This window comes from Burkholderia sp. 28_3 (genome assembly GCF_003253915.1).
GTDB classification, from domain to species: domain Bacteria; phylum Pseudomonadota; class Gammaproteobacteria; order Burkholderiales; family Burkholderiaceae; genus Burkholderia; species Burkholderia cenocepacia.
This window is the reverse complement of sequence record NZ_QKZF01000004.1, coordinates 315,800-336,430: the sequence shown is the minus strand read 5'-3', so window position 1 is coordinate 336,430 and position 20,631 is coordinate 315,800. Positions and strand designations below refer to the sequence as shown.

Here is a 20,631-nt window from a genome sequence, read left to right as displayed (position 1 = left end):
TTTTTCTAGAGAAGGTTGGCCACGAAGTGTGACTGGAGCGACTTTAGGCCATGGCGTCGTGTTCGGGCAGTCATGCTAAAGTGATTGCATGGTTGATAAACTGAAAGCGCGCACCGAGCCCCTGTTTGCTCGTATCCCGGCGAGTCTGAAGCGGAATCTGGTCGCCTCGGCGCAAGCGCGGGGAGTGGGCGTAGGCCAGGAGCTCGCCCGTCTTCTCGGGGAGCGCTTTGAATCCGGGTTGTCGGCATCGTTACAGCGCGGGATCGACGAATTCGGTCGTGCTCAAAGGGCCGAGCGAGCAGTGTGGCTCGAGAAATATCAGGTACTTCTCGAGGCGCATGTACTGGAGTGTGTAAAGGCGGCACAAAACGGCGATATTTCCGCGCTCGTCAAGCTCGGTGCCGATGTCCGAGCGGCCCGGCGAAATCGTCAACGTGGCCTTGCCGGGTTGAACTCCAGAATTGAAGCGCGAAAGCGCGAGTCGTTACAGGAACAGGCGGCAAAGGACGAAGCTGCGAGGGTTCGACAAAATTCCGCATTCGACACAGGCGGGCCTATCGAGGATTTTCAACTGCCTCCCGAGGAGCGGAGGCGGAGAAATCTGATCGCGCAGTTGGAAAAAATGCCGGTCGGCACTAAAAAGAATCTGGCTTTGCAGCTTGGGTGGCGTTCCATGTCTCGCGTAAGTCACATACTGACTCCCAAAGGGAAGAAAGGGCATCGGCCGATTTCCGCCGCGCTCGCAAAGGAAATTGCAAAAATTCTCGAAATCGATGTTGAGGTGCTCAACAAAATTGAGCCGAATCGTGACCTCGCGGCAATACTTCACCATGTCGACAAGCTGGAGAAGCTCTTCGATGACATTGCAAATGTCGGGCCTCGTTCCAGGTGAATGTCCGCACATGGCATACGCCTGACGGACTTCGCATCGCGGACCAGCCATTTCCCGTTCCCGTTTGTCTACGGCCGCAACGATTCGAGCGTGCCGTTTTACGGTGCGAAGGTCTTCCTGTCCGATATCGAGCAGGTTCTGTCCGCTTCCCCGATGCTGCGTACCTGACGAGCTTCCTGCACGTTCATCTCGAACGGGCGTCGACCAGTGCGCCGATACCGCTTGAGGACGCAGTACTGCATGCCGAGATGTTCGAGGGTATGAAACGCGTGAATCACGATTTTCGTGAGGTATCGAGGCGGTTCGATCCGACGCAGGTGATCGTGCATGTGCACGATCACGATACGGGCCGTTTCAGGGACGCGATATTCGGATCAAGAACAAGGACATCGCGTGAGAACGGGAGGAGGATGGGTTCGCGCTGCTTCGCTTCGCCTCGCGTCGTGCCGAGCCATCCGGCGTATTCCCCTGTCGCTCTCCCGGTCCGGCAGCCTCGGCTGATCGTCCGCGAACTTGAACGTCGACGTACGCTCCCTCTCGTATGAGGGCCGGATCGGTGGAGGCACTCCAGCCGGAATGTGGCTTTTACTGGACAGCTTGTCAGCTTCCGGATTTTCGATATAATGAATCAACGTTCGGAATGTCGAACGTGAGAGTTCAAGCATCCAGAGTCGGGTTTCCCGACGCCAACCTGCCCTCCCGGGCAAGGTGGACGCCCTCGAGGCGATGCGGCCGATTGACGGCAACGAAACGGGAGCAGCATGGCTGGCACCGGTTCGATAACCATTCATCCGGAGCTACCATGAGCCAAGTTTCCTCCGCTTCCCGCCCGACCGTCTGTGAAGACTGGTCGCACTTCCTTCCCGGTTTCACGTTGACGCATACGGTTCATCTCGTTTCGAGACGGAACCCGGGCATCGTCTCGACCGCGGCGGCCGTGCTCGAAGGGGAAACGGCTACGGTCGATCGGTGGGCTATCACCCGCTGTGGTGACGTTCTCGAACAGAAGATCGTGCTCGGCGAAATGACGGAAGGGCAAGCGGTCCGGCTGCGTGAGCGGCTTGCCGCGCTGGAGGGGGTGCTCCGGACTCGGGTGGAGCACCATTTCGTGAGGGCGGTGGCCGGAAGCACGCCGGAGAGCAGCCACTAGACGACGCATGCGCATCGTCGCTGTATCAGCCGACGAGGGGGAGAACTCGCCCCCTCACTCCACCGTCACCGACTTAGCCAAATTCCTCGGCTTATCAATATCCGTCCCCCGCGCGAGCGCAGCGTGATACGCGAGCAGTTGCATCGGCACCGTATGCAAGATCGGCGACAACGGCCCGTAGTACTCGTTCAGCCGAATCACCTCGATCCCTTCACTCGGCACCAACCCACAGTCCACATCCGCAAACACAAAAAGCCGTCCATTCCGCGCACTGACCTCATGCATGTTCGACCTGAGCTTCTCGAGCAGCACGTCGTTCGGCGCAACCGCAATCACCGGCATTTCATTACTCACGAGCGCCAGCGGTCCATGCTTCAACTCCCCGGCCGGATAAGCCTCCGCATGAATATAGGAAATCTCCTTCATCTTCAGCGCGCCTTCCAGCGCGATCGGATAATGCATCCCGCGCCCGAGAAACAGCATGTTGTCGCGTCGCGCGAGCAACTCCGACCACGCCATGATCTGCGGCTCCAGCGCGAGCACCTTCGACATCGCATCGGGCAGATGCCGCAGCGCCCGCAGATGCTCCTTTTCCGCATCGTCACTCAACCGCCCGCGCACCTGCGCCAGTGACAACGTCAGCAGGAACAGCGCAACGAGCTGCGTCGTAAACGCCTTCGTCGAGGCGACACCGATCTCCACCCCCGCACGCGTCACGAACTGCAGCGCGCATTCGCGCATCAGCGCACTCGTCGCCACGTTGCAGATCGCGAGCGTATGCATCATCCCGCTGCGTTTCGCGACATGCACGGCGCCGAGCACATCGGCCGTCTCGCCGCTCTGCGATACCGCAATCACCAGCGTGCGCGGATTCGGCACACTGTCGCGATAACGAAACTCGCTGGCAATCTCGACGCTCGCCGGCAGCTTCGCGATGCTTTCGATCCAGTACTTCGCGGTCAGCGCCGCGTGATAGCTGCCGCCGCACGCGAGCAGCAGCACCGAATCGACGTCGTTGAACACACGCCACGCGCCGTCGCCGAACAGCTCGGGCATGATCGACGAAACGTCGAGCAGCGTATCGGCCACGGCCTGCGGCTGCTCGAAGATCTCCTTCTGCATGTAGTAGCGATACGATCCGAGATCGGCCGCGCCGCTATGCGCGGCGACGCGTTGTACCGTGCGCTCGACGCGCTGGCCGGCCGCGTCGACGATCCAGTAGCGATGCAACTGAATGTCGGCGACGTCGCCGTTCTCCAGGTAGGCAATGCGATCGGTGATGCCCGACAGCGCAATCGCGTCGGACGCCAGAAAATTCTCGCCTTCGCCGACTCCGACGACGAGCGGCATCCCGTCGCGCGCGCCGACGATCCGGTGCGGCTCGTCGCGGCACATCACCGCGATCGCATAGCTGCCGCGCAGTCGCGCGACCGCGCGCCGTACCGCGTCGAACAGGTCGCCGTCGTACAGGTGGTCGATCAGGTGCGCGATCGCCTCGCTGTCGGTCTGGCTCGCGAACACATAGCCGTGCGCCTGCAATTCCGCGCGCAGTTGATCGCAGTTTTCGATGATCCCGTTGTGCGACAGCGCGATGCGCGCATTCGCGTCGCTCGGCGAGAAGTGCGGATGCGCGTTGAGCGTGACGGGCGCGCCATGCGTGGCCCAGCGCGTATGCGCGATGCCCGTGTAACCGGACAACGCCAGCTCGGCGATTTCGCGCTGCAGGTTCGCGACGCGATCGACGCTGCGGGCGCGCGCCAGCGCCCGGTCGCGGTAGACCACGACGCCGCACGAATCGTAGCCGCGGTATTCGAGCCGCTTCAGGCCGTCGACGAGGTTCGGCAGGATGTCCCGCTGGGCAACCGCCCCGACAATTCCACACATATCGCGCTCCGTAAATGTCCTGTCTGGATCAGTGAGAGCGATGGTAGAGCCGGTGAGATGGAATTAAATTTCAAAAAACAAACAAATATGAAACAGACGGATGATCGTCTATCATGTTGAAATTAAATTTCAATCTCTGACGGGAAGGAGTGGCCGATGGCCGGCATCACCCTCGACGATCTCGACCTGCGCATCCTCGCGATCCTGCAGGACGATGCATCGGTATCGAACCTGCAACTCGCCGAGCGCGCGCTGTCGTCGCCGCCCACCTGCATGCGTCGCGTGCGGCGGCTGACGGAGGCCGGCGTGATCCGCCGGCAGGTCGCGGTGCTCGACCCGGTCGCGATCGGCACGGCGGTCACCGCGTTGATCGAGATCAGCCTCGACCGGCAGACGGCCGAAGACTACGACGCGTTCGAAGCGTACGTGTGCGCGGAGCCGGCCGTCACGCAGTGCTATCGCGTGTCGCCGGGGCCCGATTTCGTCGTGATCGCCGATCTGGCCGACGTCGCCGAATACGACGAATTCGCGCGGCGGCTGTTCACCGGCGCATCGAACGTCCGCAACGTGCGGACGTTTTTCTCGACGCATCGCGCGAAATTCGAAGCGAACGCGCGGGTCGCGCATGCGATGCGCCAGCGCACCTAGCGTGCGGTAACCGCGTCGTTCGTCCCGCCTCACGCAGCCGGGGCCGCGCCCGCCAGTTGCAGCGGCTTGCCGTATCCGAAGCAATGCGCGGGCCCGGGAAACACGCGCTGCCGCACGTCGTGCGCGTACTGGCGGATCGCGTCGCGCATCACCGCGTTCGCATCCGCGTAACGCTTCACGAAGCGCGGCGTGTACGCATCGAACGCGCCGATCATGTCCTCCGTCACGAGCACCTGCCCGTCGCACGCGGGCGATGCGCCGATGCCGATCGTCGGGATCGTCAGCGTTTCGGTCAGGTGGCGCGCGAGCGCTTCGGCGGTGCCTTCGATGACGACGCCGAACGCGCCGGCCCGCTCGGCCGCGCACGCGGCGTCGAACACCTGCGCGGCCGAACGCGGGTCCATGCCCTGCGCACGGAAGCCGCCCGTCGCGTTGGCCTGCTGCGGCATGAGGCCGACATGCGCCATCACCGGAATGCCGCGATCGGTCAGGAAGCGGATCGTGTCGGTCATCTCGCAGCCGCCTTCGAGCTTCACGGCCTGCGCGCCGGTTTCGGCGAGCAGCCGCGCGGCGGAGCGATACGCCTGCGCGGGCGATTCCTGGAACGTGGAGAACGGCAGGTCGACGACGACGCACGCCTGCGCGGCGCCGCGCACGACGGCGGCCCCGTGTGCAATCATCATGTCGAGCGTGACGCGCAGCGTATCGGGCATCCCGTACAGCACCATGCCGACGGAGTCGCCGACGATGATCACGTCGGCCACGTCGTCGACGAGTTTCGCCATCGGCGCGGAATACGCGGTCAGCGACACGAGGCTGCCGATGCCTTTGGTCGAGCGGATCGCGGTGACGGTCTTGCGGGTGATGCGGGTATGAGCGCTCATGAGCGGAAGCCGTGTGAAAAAGGAGCCGCCACGGTAGCATCGCGCTCGTTCGTGCAATGACCTTCGGAGGACGTCTTATGTTGCTGGCGGGACAACCCGGCGACCCTTACGCGGTGCCGCCGATGGCGCGCCTGCCGCGGCCGCTGTACGTGCGGGCGTTCGGCATTCCCGGCAACGCGAGCGTCGATGCGCACAGTCATCCGTGGGCCCAGCTGATGTATGCGACGAGCGGCGTGCTCGAGGTGACGACGCCGTCGGGCCGGCAACTGCTGCCGCCGCACTACGCGATGTGGATTCCGCCGCACGTGCCACACGCGGTGTCGACGCGCGATTGCGTCGCGTTTCACAGCCTGTATCTCGACGAAGCCATCGCGCGCCGCGACGTGAACGACGATTGCACGATCCTCTGCATGACGCCGCTGCTGCGCGAACTGATGATCGCGACCGGCGAGTTGCCGGTGAATTACGACGAGGCGGGGCCAGACGGTGCGCTCGTGTGCCTGATCGCGGACCGGATCGCGCGCATGCAGCCGGCGCCGCTCACGGTGCCGCTGCCGCGCGATCCGCGCCTGCTGAAAATCGCGCGCGCGTTGCACGCGGCGCCGGGCGACACGCGCAGTCTCGACGAATGGGGGCATCAGGTCGGCGCGACGCGGCGCACGCTGTCGCGGCTGTTCCGGCAGGACACGGGGCTGTCGTTTACCGAATGGCGGCAGGCCGTGCGGCTGCTCGCATCGCTGCCGCTGCTCGATGCGGGCGCGCCGATCGGCACGGTGGCCGCGCAACTGGGTTACGACTCGACGTCGTCGTTCATCGCGCTGTTCCACGCGAAATTCCGCGTGACGCCCGGCGCGTACGCGAAGCGTGAAGCGCGCCGGCCGGTGTTGAGCGCGTGATGCGTTCCGCCGATCAGAACGCGAGCGCGTGCTGCATCGGGTGATGCACACCGCGTGCAAGTTCTGCGCCTTCGAGCGACAGCAGCGCGCGTTTGCGGTCGATGCCGCCCGCATAGCCGGTCAGGCTGCCCGATGCGCCGACCACGCGGTGACACGGCACGATGATCGACACCGGATTGCGGCCGACCGCACCGCCCACGGCGCGCGCGCCGCTCATCGGCAGCCCGACGCGCTCGGTGATGTCGCCGTACGACACGAGTTCGCCGAACGGAATCGCCAGCAGTTCTTGCCATACGCGTCGCTGAAACGCGGTGCCGCGCAGGTGGATCGGCACCGAGAACGTGTCGCGCGCGCCGGTGAAGTATTCGGCGATTTCTTCCGCGACCTGGCGTGCGATGGGCGATGTGGCGAGCGCATCCGCTTCGCGCACGATCGCCAGCGACGGGAAGTATTTCTGGCCGACGAAGTACAGGCCGGTCAGCGCATCGTCCTCGATGCGCACGGCGATGTCGCCCAGCGGGCTCGGAATCAGATGAGCGGGCGTCATCGCAACTTCTCTCCATGAAGGCGCCACACGTGCAGCGCGGCATACGCGCGCCACGGCGCCCAGCGTGCCGCATGCGGCGCCGATGATGATACGCGCGTGCGCTCGGTGCGGGCGGGCAGCCACGCGTCGTCGGCGGGGAACGCATTCGGCCACGCCATCGCGCGCATCGCGACGTACTGCACCGCGCGTTCGTCGAAGCCGGGCAGCGCGCGCAGCGCGGCGAGCGTTGCGTCGAGCGGCGCCATCGGTTCGAGCGCGAGCGTGCCGTCGTCGACCGCGCGGGCGAGCGACACGATCGCGTGCGCCGTGTCGCGCTCGATGCCGATCGTTTCGAGGACCGAAGGCGGTAGCGCGGCCAGCGTCGCGGCGCACGGCAGCGCATGCGCGAGGCCCGGCGGCGCGCCATCGACCGGATTGCCGAAGCGTGCCGCGATCCGTGCGAGCAGCGGCGTATCGGCCTGCGCCGCCGCAAGCTGCTCGCCCGCGATGGCACGGATCGCCATCTCGAGGCCATCGAACGCGCCGGGCACGCGCAGGCCCGGCGAACCGTTCGCGAGATCGCCGAGATGCGCATCGATCACGTCGGGGCGGCTGTCGAGATCGAACAGCCGGCGCACGCGCGCGAGCACGGCCGGCACGACCGGCGTCAGCGCGGGCGACACGGTGACGGCGAGCGCGAAGCGCTGCGGCACGTGCGCGACGGACAGCCAGCCGGCCACGCGCCCGCCGTCGTTCCGGTTCGGCAGTTCGACGATGCGTGCATAACCGTGCGCGTCGATCCGCTCGACGCCGTCGATCTGCCGCTGTGCGAGAAAGCGCATCAGGTCGGCCCACGCGAACGGCGGCCGGTACGGCAGCGGGAACGTCATGTCGCCGTCGGCCGACGCGCCGGCTCCTTTGCGCAGCCGCAGCGGATTGAGGCCGTAGCGCTGGCGGAACAGGTCGTTGAAGCGCCGTACGCTGCCGAACCCGGCCGTCGACGCGACGACGGCCACCGGCAGCGCGGTATCGGTCAGCAGCCGCTTGGCCATCAGCAGCCGCTGCGTCTGCGCGAACTCGACCGGCGACACGCCGAACTGCGAACCGAAGATCCGCCGCAGATGGCGTTCGGTCACGCCGACGCGCCGTGCGAGTGCCGCGACGGAATGCGCGTTCAGGAAACCGTCGTCGATCAGCGTCGCGGCCGCGTCGGCGAGATTGCCGGACAGGTCGAGCAGCCCGTGGCCGGGCGCGAGCTCGGGGCGGCAGCGCATGCAGGGCCGGAAGCCGGCTTTCTCGGCGGCCGCGGCGGTCGGGTAGTAGCTGCAGTTTTGCGCTTTCGGCGGCTTCACCGGGCAGACCGGGCGGCAGTACACGCCGGTCGTCGCGACGCCGACGAAGAACCAGCCGTCGAAGCGGCGGTTCCGCGAAAGCAGGGCGTCGTAGCAGGTGTCGGGATCGAGGCGCATGGGGCGACTGTAAACCATCCTCGCGGTCGATTCTGGCTGGAATCGGACATGTGTCCTGGCGGCCGCGCGCCCGTTGGTCCGCAGCGGGAAAATCAGGGGAAAAACGGTTAATACCAATCTGCGAAACAGTCGTCTCTTTTGCCGTGACGAATTTGAGATGACTCATCGAAATCCCCGACTGACACGGCGCCGGCACCCGTCCTATCCTTTGAAAAACGTTTTCCAGATGGAGCGGCGAAACGGGCCGTGCGCCGCAGCGCACCGCCGTTCGCCCCGGCGCCGGTCGCCGGTCAACGAACTTCGTGCGGCGCGACGGGCGCGACCGTGCATCGGAGACATTCATGCCCTCTGCCGTCGTCGGCGCCGTGCGCGCGACCGCCAGCCGTTATCGCTGGACCGTCTGTGCGCTGCTGTTTTTCGCGACCGTGATCAACTATATGGATCGGCAGATCCTCGGCCTGCTCGCGCCGATGCTCCAGCACGACATCGGCTGGAGCCAGGTGCAGTACGGCCGTATCGTGATGGCGTTTTCGGCGTTCTATGCGCTGGGCCTGCTCGGCTTCGGGCGCATCGTCGACTGGCTCGGCACGCGCGTGTCGTACGCGGTGGCGATGCTGGTGTGGAGCATCGCCGCGATGCTGCATGCGGCGGTCGGCTCGGTGACGGGCTTCGCATTCGTGCGCGCGCTGCTCGGCATCGGCGAGGGCGGCAACTTCCCTGCCGCGATCAAGACCACGGCCGAATGGTTTCCGCGCCGCGAACGCGCGCTCGCCACGGGCATCTTCAACTCGGGCGCGAACATCGGCGCGGTGTTCGCGCCGGCGATCATCCCGGCGATCGCGGTGGCCTACGGCTGGCGCGCGGCGTTCGTGATCATCGGCGCGATCGGTATCGTGTGGCTCGCCGTATGGCTCGCGATGTATCGCACCGCCGACACGCGCGCGCTCGCCGCGGAATACGACGAGCCGCGCGACGAAGCCGAAGCGCTCGACGCGGCGAACGCGGACGCCGGCGCGCCGCGCTGGGGCGAGCTGATCCGCAAGCGCGAGACGTGGGCGTTCCTGGTCGGCAAGTTCCTGACCGATCCGGTGTGGTGGTTCTACCTGTTCTGGCTGCCGAAGTGGCTCAACGAGTCGCGCGGGATGGACATGCAGCACATCGGCTTGCCGCTCGTCTGCATCTATGCGCTGACGACGGTCGGCAGCATCGGCGGCGGCTGGCTGTCGTCGATGCTGCTGCGCGCCGGCTGGAGCGTGAACCGTGCGCGCAAGATGGCGATGCTGATCTGCGCATGCTGCGTGCTGCCGATCGCGTTCGTGTCGCAGGTGCAGAGCCTGTGGGTCGCGGTGCTGATCGTCGGCCTTGCCGCCGCCGCGCACCAGGGCTGGTCGGCGAACCTGTTCACGACGGCGTCCGACCTGTTCCCGCGCCGCGCGGTCGCGTCGGTGGTCGGCATCGGCGGGATGGCCGGCTCGATCGGCGGCGTGCTGTTCTCGGAAGTGATCGGCCAGGTGCTGCAGCGCACCGGCCACTACTGGGTGCTGTTCGCGATCGGCGCATCGGCCTACCTGATCGCGCTGGCCGTGATGCACGGGCTCACGCCGAAGATGAAGCCCGCGAAACTCGACGCGTGATCGCGTATCCGCAAGCGAAAACGCCGCCCTCGGGCGGCGTTTTTTGTGGGCGGGGAAGCCGGGTGCCGCGAACGCGTCAGCCGGCCGGGGCCGTCGACGCACGCATGATCAGCCGCGGCTCGAACGTCGAATAGCTCGCGTCGGTGCGCCCCGCGAGCGCGTCGATCAGCTTCTGCATCGCGAGCTCGCCCATGTTCTCGCTCTGGATGTCGACGGTCGTCAGCGCGGGCGCCGCGTATTCGCCATACGGCACGTTGTCGATGCCGGCGACGGACACGTCCTGCGGCAGCCGGAAGCCGAGCGACGCGGCTTCCTTCATGAAGCCGAGCGCGATCAGGTCGTTGTAGCAGATCACGGCCTGCGGGCGCTGCGGCCCGAGCATCACGCGCGAGCACGCGCGCTCGCCGGCTTCGGCGGTCGGCGCATGCGCGTCGTGCACGTCCAGCGTGAGCCCCGCTTCGGCGAGGCAGTCGCGCGCGCCCTGGATCCGTTCGTCGTTCACGCGCGCGGTGCCGAAGCCGAGATACGCGATGCGCGTGTGGCCGAGGTTGAGCAGATGGCGCGCGAGCATGTACGTCGACAGCCGGTTGTCGATGCCGACGCTCGGAATCGGCAGGCCCGGGCTGCGACGCAGCAGCACGAGCGGCTTGTTGAGGTCGAGCATCCAGCCGGCTTCCTCGTCGGGCATCCGCGTGCTGACGATCAGCCCGTCGACGCGCTGCGCGAGCGCCTCGATCAGCGAGCGTTCGCGCGCCTGGCTCTCCTCGGTATCGACGAGCAGCAGCGTGTAGTCGTGCTGCAGCGCGACGCGGTTCGCGCCTTTCACCACGTTCGTGAAGTGCGGGTTGCTGATGTCGAGGATCACGAGGCCGATCGTGCGCGTGCGGCCGGTGATCATCGAACGCGCGAGCGGGTTCGAACGGTAGCCGAGCCGCTCGATGGCTTCCTTGAGCCGGGCCTCGACGGTCGGCGAGAAGCGCTGCGTGCCGTTCACGTACTTCGATACCGTCGCGACCGACACGCCGGCTTCCGCGGCCACGTCGCGGATCGTCGGGGAAACTTTTTTCATCGGAAGGGTAACGTTTTCGTTCGATAACGCCGGATTGTGGCAGAAAAAGCCGGCGCGCGGCCAGCCGTCGATATCGGGAAAGTGCGGATGGCTGCGAACGGGTTCGACCATTGACGTTCGACGGCGCGTCCGCGTATAGTTGGAAAACGTTTTCCGCTTCAGGTCAGATCCAAGGAGATTCGATGAACGCCTCATCCACCGCCGCGCGCAAACCGTTCGGCCGCCTGCTGCTGACGGGCGCGGCCGGCAACCTCGGCCGCCAGTTGCGCGGCGCGCTCGCCGACTGGGCCGACGTCGTGCGCGTCAGCGACATCGCGGCGCTGGACGACGCGGCCGCGCATGAAGAAATCCGCGTGGTCGACCTGGCCGACCGGCCGGCCGTGATGCAGCTCGTCGACGGCGTGGACGCGATCGTCCACCTCGGCGGCATTTCGGTCGATGCGCCGTTCGACGATCTGGTCGGCGCGAACATCACCGGCACGTACAACCTGTACGAAGCCGCGCGCAAGCACGGCGTGAAGCGCGTCGTGTTCGCGAGCTCGAACCATGCGATCGGTTTCCATCCGGTCACGGAAGTGCTCGACGCCGATGCGCCGCTGCGCCCCGACAGCCTGTACGGCGTGACGAAGTGCTTCGGCGAATCGCTGTCGCGGTATTACTTCGACCGCTTCGGGATCGAAACCGTATGTCTGCGGATCGGCTCGTCGTTCGAGGTGCCGAAGAATCCGCGGATGCTCGTCACATTCCTCAGCTATCGCGATTTCATCGAGCTCGTGCGCTGCTCGCTGCTGACGAACCGCGTCGGGCACGCGATCGTCTACGGCGCGTCGGACAACCCGGTGAAGTGGTGGGACAACACGAAGGTCGGTTTCCTCGGCTTCCGTCCGCGCGACAGCTCCGAACAGTTCGCCGGGTTGTTCCCGGTGACGGCGCCGACCGCCGAGTACGACGATCCCGCGCAGCGGTTCCAGGGCGGTGGATTCGTCGTCGGCGAGCCGATGGAGCGGAAGGCGTCGTAAGCGGCGTCGGCATCGCCGGCGTCATGATTCAGCGCAGGATGTCGGTCGCCTTGTGCCGCGCGTCGACGCCATCGATCAGGATCAGCGGGCCGCTCGCGTGTCGCGCGCGCAGCGGCTGGATCTGCCGGTACGCATCCGATTCGTACCATGCGCGCGCCGTGTCGAGATCGGGAAACGCGATCGCGATCAGGTCGCCGCGCCATTCGCCTTCGCGCACTTCCGGGCGTGCGCCGTGAATCACGAAATGGCCGTCGTACGGCGCGAGGGTGCCGTCGATCCGTTCGAGGTATTCGACGATGTCGTCGCACATGTCGACGTCATGCAGGTGGGCGATGGCGTAGGCGGTCATGGCGGGCTCCTTGGCGTGATGCGGTTCGAGAGTCGATGGAGCCATGATCGCGGCGCGGACGGCGCGCGTCGATTACCTGCGACGTAAGCAAATCCTCGCAGCCGCGCCCGCCTCGCCGCCGGCCGGCCGCCGTCAATGCTTGCGGCAAGCCGGATCGTTGTTGCGCCGCTCGGCGGAATCGCACCAGTAACTCGGCCGCCACGCTTCGAACGAAACGGCCTTTGCCGCATTCGCACGCGTGACGCGTACCGGGTCGGCCTTCAGCGCATCGCCGTCCTGCTCGTAGTTGAATCGCCAGTTCCGGAACACTTCGCGATGGAACAGCCACGTGCGATGCGCGACGTCATAGCGAAACGTCACGCGGTCGCGCCAGTGGTTATGGCCTGCGAATACGCCCTGTTCGACGGTGAACATGCGAGGCTCGATCGTGAGCGCGTTCTCGGCGACGCCATCGAGATACGGGTCGCCCATGCCGCCTTCGTCGGCTTTCATGATCACGGTGTCGTTGCGGGCCGCCAGCCGGTAGCGTCCGTTCGCACCCTGCAGGAAGATCAGCAGCGGACGCAGCGACGGCGTTTGCATCGAATCGCCGGGCTGATGCGCGACGACGACGTAACCGTTGTGCGTGCCGTCGGTCAGGCGCCCCGATGCGGCATCCAGCGCTTCGTAACCGGCGGGCAGTTGCGCGACGATGTCGGCCGGCAGATCGGAGGTGTCCGGGCAACGGATCGACGAATGCGTGTCGTCGCACGTCGACGCGAAGGCACTGCCGATGCCGAACGTCAGCAGTACGGCGATGAAAAATCCTTTGATACGGGGGATCGTCATGCGGATACGGTCGTGAGGGTGCTCGGCGGAAGACGGTGCGCATGCGGCGACGCGTGTCGCCGCAGCGCCGGTTGATCGATGGGTGACGCAGTGTAGCCGGTCACGCGCGCTTGCGCGCCGGCCGCACCACAGGGGCGGACTCCAGCGGCTGGCTGGCCTGCTCGCAGAGCCGGTCGAGCATCCGCTGCGCGGCGCCCGCGCAATCCTCGCCTTCGGGCTTGTTCTCGATTTCGTCGATCAGCGTCTCGAGGTGCTGCCGGTTCTGCGCGAGACGCCGTTCGAGCAGCGCGATTTCGTCGACCTTGTGCCGCAGCGCGACCAGCAGTTCGTCGTGCGGCCATGCGCCGAGATCGGGCGGCAGCACCGCGCGGATCTCGTCGAGCGAGAAGCCTGCGCGCTGCGCGCGATCGATGATCGCGAGCCGCGTCAATGCTTCCGGCCCGTATTCCCGATAGCCGTTTGCCTGGCGGCGGGCCGGTTCGAGCAGGCCGCTCGCTTCGTAGAAGCGGATGCGCGACGCCGCGAGGCCGCTCGCCTTCGCCAGTTCGCCGATTTTCATGATGGGCTCCAAAAGGGCTTGACCTTAAAGTTGACTTTAAAGTTATCGTTGGGCATCGTCAATCGAGGGTGTCCACCATGAATCTGTTTGCGCCGCTCACACTGCCCAACGGGGCGGTGATTCCGAACCGTCTGGCCAAGGCCGCGATGGAAGAAAACATGGCCGATGCGGACCACGCGCCGTCCGACGCGTTGCTGCGCCTGTACCAGGCGTGGGCCGACGGTCAGGTCGGCCTGATCCTGACCGGCAACGTGATGGTGGACGGCCGCGCGATGACGGGGCCGAACGGCGTCGTGCTCGAAAGCGACGCGCATCTCGACCGGTTCCGCCGCTGGGCGCAGATCGCGCGCTCGGGCGGCGCGCACGTGTGGATGCAGATCAATCACCCGGGGCGCCAGATGCAGGCGGCGCTGGGCCAGACGACGCTCGCGCCGTCGGCCGTGCCGCTCGCGCTCGGCGCGCTGTCGAAGCAGTTTCCGGTGCCGAAGGAGATGACGGCGGCCGACATCGCCGACGTGCAGCAGCGCTTCGTGCGCGCCGCGCAGCTCGCGGAGCAAAGCGGCTTCACCGGCGTGCAGGTGCACGCGGCGCACGGCTATCTGCTGAGCCAGTTCCTGTCGCCGCTGACCAATCGCCGCCAGGATCAGTGGGGCGGCAGCATCGAGAATCGCGCGCGCCTGCTGCTCGATATCGTGAAGGCGGTGCGCGCGACGGTGTCGCCGGCCTTCGTCGTCGCGGTGAAGCTGAACTCGGCCGATTTCCAGCGCGGCGGCTTCAGCGCGGACGACGCGAAGCGGGTGGTCGAACTGCTGAATCCGCTCGGCGTCGATCTCGTCGAACTGTCGGGCGGCAGCTATGAAGTGCCGGCGATGCAGGGCGAGGCGCGCGACGGGCGCACGCTCGCGCGCGAAGCGTACTTCCTCGAATTCGCGCGCGACATCACGGCCGTCGCGCGGATGCCGCTGATGGTCACGGGCGGCATCCGGCGCCGTGCGGTGGCCGAGCAGGTGGTGAACAGCGGTGTCGCGATGGTCGGCATCGCGACCGCGCTGTCGATCGACCCGAACCTGCCGCGCGACTGGCGCGCGGGCAAGGACAGCGCGCCGGTGCTGCAGCCGATCCGCTGGAAGAACAAGGCGCTGGGCGCGCTGGCGAACATGGCCGTCGTCAAGTTCCAGCTCACGCGGCTCAGCGAAGGGCGTCGCACGCACCCTCGGGTGTCGCCGCTGCGCGCGCTGGTGCGCCAGCAACTGGCCGCGCAGTGCCAGACGCGGCGCTACCGGAAGTGGATGGCCGGCCCGCGCGCGTGACGGGCCGTTTCGGGCGGGCAGCGGCGAGACCGGAAGCTGACCGACCCGCCGCCGCGCACGCATCGGCGGACGCGTTGCGCGGCGGCGCGCCGCATCAGAACCGGTAGTTCGCCAGCAGCTCGAACCGCCGGTCGTTGCCGAGCAGATACTGCGTCTCGTTGTAATACGCGGACTGCACGTAGCGACGATTGAAGACGTTGTACGCGCGGGCGGTGATCGTCGTGTCCTTGCGCGGCTTCCACGCGAGGCCGAGGTCGACGGTCGTGTACGACGGCATCACGAGCTGGTTCGCGGTGTCGGCGAACCGCTTGCCCACGTACTTGACGCCCGCGATGCCGGTCCAGTCCGGCGCGAAGCGCCAGCTCACCCACAGGTTCGCGAGCCGTTGCGGCACCGACACCGGCACGTTACCCGCGCGCGACACCGTCGCGCCGCCGGACGACTGCTGGAAATCGTCGTATTTCGCGCGCAGGATCGACACGTTCGCATCGACGCGCCAGTCCTTCGCGATCTCCGCGCCGACCGTCGCCTCCAGCCCGCGCGACGACTGCTGGCCGACCTGGATCGACTGGTTCGGATTCACCGGGTCGGCCGTCAGGAGGTTACGCTTCACGATCCGGTACGCGGCGAGCGTCCATTCGGCCTTGCCGTCGAGGAACGACTGCTTCACGCCGATCTCGATCTGCCGGCCGGTCGCGAGCGTGAAGCTGGCCTTCGACGCATTGAGCGACAGCAGCGAGCTGACCGGATCGGCCGCGACCGAATACTGGCCGTATACGGCGAGGCCGGGCCGCACGTCGTACACGGTGCCGATGCGCCAGCCCGTGTTCGCGAATACCTTCGTGAACGCGCCGCCGTTCACGAGATCGTCGCGGTTCACGCTCGCATGGTCGTAGCGCAGCCCGCCGATCACCGACCAGCGCGGCGTGATCTCGAGCCGGTTCTCCGCGAACAGTGCGTACTGGTTCGACTGGCTGCGGTACTTCGGAAACGTGCCGGCCGTGTTGATGAAACTGCCCGGATCGACGTTGAACGGATCGACCGTCGACGTGCCCGCATACGGCGAATTGTTGTCGTGCTGGAACGTCGTGTGGTTGAACTCGACGCCCGCCGAAAACGTGTTGCGCATCCCGAACAGCGCGCTGCCGACGGTGGCCGTCGTCACGTTGCCGTATTGTTCCTGGTCGTGAAAGATCTCCGTGTAGCTGCTGCGCCGCACCTGCGCGCTCGACGGCAGGTACGTGTAGTACTCGGCGTCCTTCCAGTGACGGTTGCTCTTCATCCGGTACAGCGTGCTCGTCACGTTCAGCGCGTCGCTCGGCTGCCAGTTCGCCGAGACGGTGGCCCAGCTGTCGCGGAACGCGATGTCGGCGTCGCCGACGTTGTAGTTCTTCTTGTCGAGCGCGCGATCGCGCGCACCGTCGACGAGCGGCACACCGAAATACTGCATCGGATGCATGAAGCCCTGCGCATACGACGCCGTCACGTACAGGTCGGGCGTCACGTCGTAGCGCAGCGCGCCGGACACCGACAGGTTGCGCGAGTCGCCGCGATCGACCCAGTTCGACGAGCGGTTGCCGCTGACGTCGAAGCGGTACGACAGCTTGTCGTTGATCGCGCCGCCGCTGCCGAACGCGGCGCGCGCCGTGCCTTCGGTGCCGCCGCCGACCTGCAGCTCGTTGCGGATCGGCGTGCGCGTCGGCTTCTTCGGCACGATGTTGACCACGCCGCCGATCGCGCCTTCGCCGTAGATCACCGAAGCGGGGCCGCGCAACACGTCGATGTGGTCGACCGACCACGTGTCGAACGGGAACGTGACGCCGATCGCGCCGTACGGGCGCACGCCGTCGTAGAGCTGCGTGACCGACGACGCGCCGACGAAGCCGCGCGCGGCGAGCTCCGAGTTGCCGTTGCCGGGATGCGGCGATGCGCTGATGCCGGCGGCGCGGCTCACGGCGTCGATGATCGAGTTGTCGCCGCGCGTGTCCAGCGTCGCGCGGTTGATCTGCTCGACGCTCGCGGGCGTTTCGAGCGGCGACAGCCCGAGATGGCTGCCGGTGTCGAGCGGTTGCGTCAGGGCGGGCGCCTTCTGCGCGTCGACGCGAATCGGCGCGAGCGTGGCGCCGGCACCGTCGACGCCGCGTTCCTGTGCGTGGGCCTGCCCGGCCGGCGAGAGCGCCGCGAGCACGGCGGCGGGCAGCATCGATTTGAACTTCATTGTTTCGGTTTCCTTCGAATGGGGGAAGCGCTTGCGTCGATCACGCCGCGGCGCGCGCGGCGCGGCCGAACAGCAGCCGGTCGAGCAACCAGACCGCGACGATCGTCAGTCCCATCAACGGGAACACGATGCCGAGCAGCACGAGCCCGGCGATCCAGCCGCGCATCGGCGGCGTGCCGCGTTCGCGCGACGGTGCGCCCAGCGTCCCGGCCGGGCGGCGCTTCCACCACATCACGGTGCCCGTGACGGCCATTGCGGCCAGCCCGAGCGACAGCACCGCGCAAATGATCTGGTTCGCGAGGCCGAAATAGCGGCCCATGTGCAGCGACGTGCCGTACGACACCGCTTTCGATACCGCGCCGTAGTCGCCATAGCGGATGTCCTTCAGGACCGCGCCGCTGTACTGGTCGACGTAGATCGTGCGTTCGGCCTTCGGGTCGGCCGGGAAGTACGACGCGGTGAACACGCCGTCCGCGCCGGACGGCAGCGCGAGCGTGTAGCCGCTCGTCACGCCGAGCCCGGCGACGATCGCGATCGCGCGGGCCAGCGGCAGCGGCGTGGGTGTCGGCGCGGACGGCGAATGCGGCACGGGCACGTTGCCGACCGCCCACGGCGTTTGCGGCAACGGCAGGTCGTCCATCACCATCCCCGGCATCGATTCGCCGGAATCGTGGTGATGGCCGGACGGCGCGGTGGCCTGCGCAGGCGCCTGCCCGGCCGTCGCGGCGGCACCGGGGCGCGTCGAGCGTACCGACGCGCCGCCCCATGCGCCTTCCGGCGCGCCGAGGTTCACGGTCGCGGCGAGCGCCTTGAAGTTCTTGCCCCACGAGCCCGACCACGGCAGCCCGGTCAGGATGAACGCGACCGTGCCGGCCGCGAGCCAGATGCCGGCCGTCGCATGAAGGCTCTTCCACAGCGGCCGGCCGCGCAGCGACAGGTCGGGCCGCAGCGCGCGCCCGACGCGTGCCGCGCCGCGCGGCCACCACAGCGCGATGCCGGTGCCGATCATCACGAAGGTCCAGCAAGCGGCGAGCTCCATCAGCCACTCGCCGGTCTTGCCGAGCAGCAGCTTGCGATGCAGCATCCGGTCGACCTGCATGAAGCGGTTCTCGACGCTCAGCGTGCCGAGCACGCGGCCGTCGTACGGGTTCACGTACACGCTCTCGCGGCTGCCGTCGCGCAGCCGAAAAACATACTCGGCGCTGCGGTCCGGCGCGGTGGCGACCTGCACGGATACCGGCGTCGCGTCGGCCGGCATCGCGGTGCGGGCGCGGGCGAGCAGCGTGTCGGCATCGAGCCGCGGCGTCGCGCGCGGTTCGACGACCAGCCGGTGCGGATACAGCAGCGGCTCGATTTGCGGCTGGAAGCAGTACAGCGTGCCCGTGATCGCGAGAATCACGAGGAACGGCATCACGAACAGGCCGGCGTAGAAGTGCCAGCGCCAGAGCGTCCGGTAACCGGCGCTGGCGGAACGGGCGGGCGAGATGGCCCGATCGACGGTGGTCGACATGGTATGAACTCCTCGTATGCGTCGAGCGGCGGGACCGGCGCGGGCCGGCGGCCGTCAACGTGCGTCGCACCCGCGTGCAGGCCGCACCGCGGCAGGCGGCGCGGCACGTTGCGCGGACGATGCGCAGGGCGGCGTCGCCCGCGCGATGCGGGCTGGCGGGTGAACGCGTGAATCAGGTCGGGTGAAACGAACGGCGTGAACGCGCGTGCACGTCGACGTGCATGCGCCACGGGGTGGAACGTTCAGCAGAACCGAGGAGGGGCGCGGGAGGGCGGGCGATCGTCGAATAGCGATCGCACGAAAGGAAGACTGTCGAAGTGAACGCGGAAGCGTCGGGGAACCGCCGCGGGAAACAGCAGCACCAGCAGCACGAACGATGCGAGCGCGGTGAACAGCGCGGCGCCGAATGCGCACAGGCTGTCGCCGTTACCGGAAGACGCCGCCTTGTCGGCGTGCGCGTCATGCTTCAGTGCATCGACGAGCGCCAGCGCATCGTTGGCCGGCGTGATCGGTGCGCTCGCATCGAAGCGGGCGGCCAGCGCGGCGGCGGTGACGATCAGCGGGCCCTGGCCCGAACACAGCACCACCGAGCCCGCATCCGGACCGTCCGGATCGAGCATCACGGCGCCCGACATCAGCGCGCGGGACAGCAGCGTCACGAGGAGGATTCCCCACAGCCACTGTCGCGCGACGCCTGGCCGGAGCAGGAAGCGGCGAAGTGCGTTCATGGCGCGCGATTGTACCTCCGTTTGCGTGGAGGGGCAGGCGGGCCGTGCGTGTGCGGGGTGGATCGAGGTGGGTCGGGTTGCGTCAGGCGGGACCGGAATCCACGCCCGATTCGTCTTCTTCGGTTGCGTCGTCAGCTGGCAGACCGGGGAGGTCGGCCGTCGACAGTCGCCTCATCGCGCGTTCGGTGTCGTTCGGGTCGAGGTGTTTCCGTGCGTTGCGCCCGTATTGCTTCACGAAGAGGCCGGGCTCGCCGGCCAGCCGGGATGTCCGGTTTCCGATGCGCATGCGGCGAGGTTATCAGGCATGCGAGCGTATCGCGGACGGCCGGCGCCGGCACGACGGCCGTGTGCGGCACGCGCTCCGTTGCGCCGGCTCACACCGGATACGCATCGTCGACCTTGAGGTTCGCGAGCCGGAACAGCGTGCGCAGCGTCTGCGGATGAATGTCGCGGTGCGCGGCGAGCGACGTCAGCATGAAATCGAGCACCTTCGCGTAGCGCAGCAGCACGAGGCAGCGCGCGAGATCGGGCGTGCGGCCGCGCATGTCTTCGGCGAGCGAGACCATTTGCGTCGACAGCGTGCGCGCCATCTCGAGTTCCATCTGCTGTTTCTCGGTCCAGTCGGGCAGCGGCTGTTCGAGCACCTTCGCGAGGAAGAGCTGGAACGACGTATCGGACGAATTGGGCTGCGCATCCATGAAGGGCCTCGTTGCGTGTGCACATCGTACGGGCGTAGCCGTTGGGGCGCCCGCGGGTGAATTCATGTCCGCGCGCCAGCGCGGCTTCTGCCCGAACGGAATGCAGATTCCGTACCAGCGCCGCCGGACGATTGTTGAGCAATGTTGAGCCGCGCTCCCGCATCGGTCGGCGAGTCCCGCCGGGACTGGATCGGGCTGGCGATCGAGGAGGGCGTCTACGCGCGCGCGGCGGGCGGCGTCGGGCGCCTGCAGCGGCGCGACGAGGTGAAATGCTTCACGGATGTAACGTAACGCAGGTATCCGGCACGTCGCGCGTTTCCGCCGGCGGACGGCCGGCACGGCGCGTGTCGCGCGGTTCGG

At 67.1% G+C, this 20,631-nt stretch carries 21 protein-coding genes and 1 riboswitch; of the genes, 8 read left to right on the top strand and 13 right to left on the bottom strand.

All coding sequences use genetic code 11. The features are described 5' to 3' along the window. The first annotated feature begins 88 nt into the window (after positions 1 to 88). Both DFS13_RS40820 and DFS13_RS40290 read left to right on the top strand, forming a co-directional pair. Positions 89 to 892: a hypothetical protein gene (locus tag DFS13_RS40820; protein WP_012493105.1), complete on the top strand. Its 804-nt coding sequence runs from the start codon at positions 89 to 91 to the stop codon at positions 890 to 892. 656 nt (positions 893 to 1,548) lie between these two features. Continuing rightward, positions 1,549 to 1,652: riboswitch (SAM-I-IV-variant riboswitch) on the top strand. A 42-nt stretch (positions 1,653 to 1,694) separates the two neighbouring features. Further along, the gene (locus tag DFS13_RS40290; RefSeq protein ID WP_153188208.1) at positions 1,695 to 2,042 is read left to right on the top strand and encodes a hypothetical protein; all 348 of its coding nucleotides are present in this window, start codon (positions 1,695 to 1,697) and stop codon (positions 2,040 to 2,042) included. A 54-nt stretch (positions 2,043 to 2,096) separates the two neighbouring features. On the opposite strand, the gene glmS is transcribed toward DFS13_RS40290, so the two are convergent. Further along, entirely contained in the window at positions 2,097 to 3,926 is a 1,830-nt protein-coding gene (gene glmS / locus DFS13_RS12240) for a glutamine--fructose-6-phosphate transaminase (isomerizing) (protein WP_111441752.1), read from the bottom strand. A gap of 156 nt (positions 3,927 to 4,082) precedes the next feature. Here glmS and DFS13_RS12235 point away from each other — a divergent pair, with 156 nt between their 5' ends. Beyond that, positions 4,083 to 4,574 (top strand): Lrp/AsnC family transcriptional regulator, encoded by a 492-nt coding sequence (locus DFS13_RS12235; protein WP_006495781.1) that lies wholly within the window; start codon positions 4,083 to 4,085, stop codon positions 4,572 to 4,574. A gap of 29 nt (positions 4,575 to 4,603) precedes the next feature. Here the strand turns inward: DFS13_RS12235 and panB are convergent, their stop codons facing one another. Continuing rightward, positions 4,604 to 5,458 (bottom strand): 3-methyl-2-oxobutanoate hydroxymethyltransferase, encoded by an 855-nt coding sequence (gene panB / locus DFS13_RS12230; protein WP_111441751.1) that lies wholly within the window; start codon positions 5,456 to 5,458, stop codon positions 4,604 to 4,606. Positions 5,459 to 5,535: 77 nt separating this feature from the next. Here panB and DFS13_RS12225 point away from each other — a divergent pair, with 77 nt between their 5' ends. Then, a complete protein-coding gene (locus tag DFS13_RS12225) occupies positions 5,536 to 6,354 on the top strand; it encodes a helix-turn-helix domain-containing protein (protein ID WP_006495780.1) in 819 nt (272 codons plus the stop codon). Between the two features lie 13 nt (positions 6,355 to 6,367). On the opposite strand, the gene DFS13_RS12220 is transcribed toward DFS13_RS12225, so the two are convergent. Both DFS13_RS12220 and DFS13_RS12215 read right to left on the bottom strand, forming a co-directional pair. Next, positions 6,368 to 6,901, bottom strand: coding sequence for a methylated-DNA--[protein]-cysteine S-methyltransferase (locus tag DFS13_RS12220; RefSeq protein ID WP_006495779.1), 534 nt, complete (start codon positions 6,899 to 6,901; stop codon positions 6,368 to 6,370). Next, positions 6,898 to 8,367, bottom strand: coding sequence for a DNA-3-methyladenine glycosylase 2 family protein (locus DFS13_RS12215; RefSeq protein WP_111441750.1), 1,470 nt, complete (start codon positions 8,365 to 8,367; stop codon positions 6,898 to 6,900). Before DFS13_RS12215 ends, DFS13_RS12220 begins: the two co-directional genes overlap by 4 nt. A 323-nt stretch (positions 8,368 to 8,690) precedes the next feature. Here DFS13_RS12215 and DFS13_RS12210 point away from each other — a divergent pair, with 323 nt between their 5' ends. Then, positions 8,691 to 9,983, top strand: a complete 1,293-nt coding sequence (locus tag DFS13_RS12210; protein WP_111441795.1) for an MFS transporter — start codon at positions 8,691 to 8,693, stop codon at positions 9,981 to 9,983. A 76-nt stretch (positions 9,984 to 10,059) separates the two neighbouring features. On the opposite strand, the gene DFS13_RS12205 is transcribed toward DFS13_RS12210, so the two are convergent. Continuing rightward, entirely contained in the window at positions 10,060 to 11,163 is a 1,104-nt protein-coding gene (locus tag DFS13_RS12205; protein ID WP_080331261.1) for a LacI family DNA-binding transcriptional regulator, read from the bottom strand. A 71-nt stretch (positions 11,164 to 11,234) separates the two neighbouring features. On the opposite strand from DFS13_RS12205, the gene DFS13_RS12200 reads away from it, so the two are divergent. After that, positions 11,235 to 12,071, top strand: coding sequence for an NAD(P)-dependent oxidoreductase (locus DFS13_RS12200; protein WP_006484602.1), 837 nt, complete (start codon positions 11,235 to 11,237; stop codon positions 12,069 to 12,071). A 28-nt stretch (positions 12,072 to 12,099) separates the two neighbouring features. Here the strand turns inward: DFS13_RS12200 and DFS13_RS12195 are convergent, their stop codons facing one another. The 3 genes from DFS13_RS12195 to DFS13_RS12185 form a co-directional block, all read right to left on the bottom strand. Next, on the bottom strand, positions 12,100 to 12,420 hold the full coding sequence (locus DFS13_RS12195) for a DUF1330 domain-containing protein (protein WP_060212872.1): 321 nt from the start codon (positions 12,418 to 12,420) through the stop codon (positions 12,100 to 12,102). 132 nt (positions 12,421 to 12,552) lie between these two features. Beyond that, a complete protein-coding gene (locus DFS13_RS12190) occupies positions 12,553 to 13,248 on the bottom strand; it encodes a hypothetical protein (RefSeq protein WP_034202817.1) in 696 nt (231 codons plus the stop codon). Between the two features lie 100 nt (positions 13,249 to 13,348). After that, entirely contained in the window at positions 13,349 to 13,807 is a 459-nt protein-coding gene (locus tag DFS13_RS12185; protein WP_006484623.1) for a MerR family transcriptional regulator, read from the bottom strand. A gap of 77 nt (positions 13,808 to 13,884) precedes the next feature. Between DFS13_RS12185 and DFS13_RS12180 the strand changes: the two genes are divergently transcribed. Further along, on the top strand, positions 13,885 to 15,117 hold the full coding sequence (locus DFS13_RS12180; protein ID WP_006484563.1) for an NADH:flavin oxidoreductase/NADH oxidase family protein: 1,233 nt from the start codon (positions 13,885 to 13,887) through the stop codon (positions 15,115 to 15,117). 94 nt (positions 15,118 to 15,211) lie between these two features. Here DFS13_RS12180 and DFS13_RS12175 read toward each other — a convergent pair whose 3' ends face one another. From DFS13_RS12175 to DFS13_RS12155, 5 genes are all read right to left on the bottom strand, one after another. Beyond that, complete coding sequence (locus DFS13_RS12175; RefSeq protein ID WP_048984276.1) at positions 15,212 to 17,335, bottom strand: TonB-dependent siderophore receptor; 2,124 nt, start codon at positions 17,333 to 17,335, stop codon at positions 15,212 to 15,214. Positions 17,336 to 17,375: 40 nt separating this feature from the next. Next, positions 17,376 to 18,845 carry a PepSY domain-containing protein gene (locus DFS13_RS12170; RefSeq protein WP_034202815.1) on the bottom strand — a complete coding sequence of 490 codons (1,470 nt, stop codon included), beginning with the start codon at positions 18,843 to 18,845 and terminating at the stop codon, positions 17,376 to 17,378. Positions 18,846 to 19,087: 242 nt separating this feature from the next. After that, a complete protein-coding gene (locus DFS13_RS12165) occupies positions 19,088 to 19,573 on the bottom strand; it encodes a hypothetical protein (RefSeq protein WP_043205047.1) in 486 nt (161 codons plus the stop codon). Positions 19,574 to 19,655: 82 nt separating this feature from the next. Beyond that, a complete protein-coding gene (locus DFS13_RS12160) occupies positions 19,656 to 19,859 on the bottom strand; it encodes a hypothetical protein (protein ID WP_060212861.1) in 204 nt (67 codons plus the stop codon). 88 nt (positions 19,860 to 19,947) lie between these two features. Then, positions 19,948 to 20,271, bottom strand: a complete 324-nt coding sequence (locus DFS13_RS12155; RefSeq protein ID WP_034202814.1) for a hypothetical protein — start codon at positions 20,269 to 20,271, stop codon at positions 19,948 to 19,950. A gap of 141 nt (positions 20,272 to 20,412) precedes the next feature. Here DFS13_RS12155 and DFS13_RS40285 point away from each other — a divergent pair, with 141 nt between their 5' ends. After that, complete coding sequence (locus tag DFS13_RS40285; protein WP_006495767.1) at positions 20,413 to 20,562, top strand: hypothetical protein; 150 nt, start codon at positions 20,413 to 20,415, stop codon at positions 20,560 to 20,562. Positions 20,563 to 20,631: the final 69 nt, after the last annotated feature.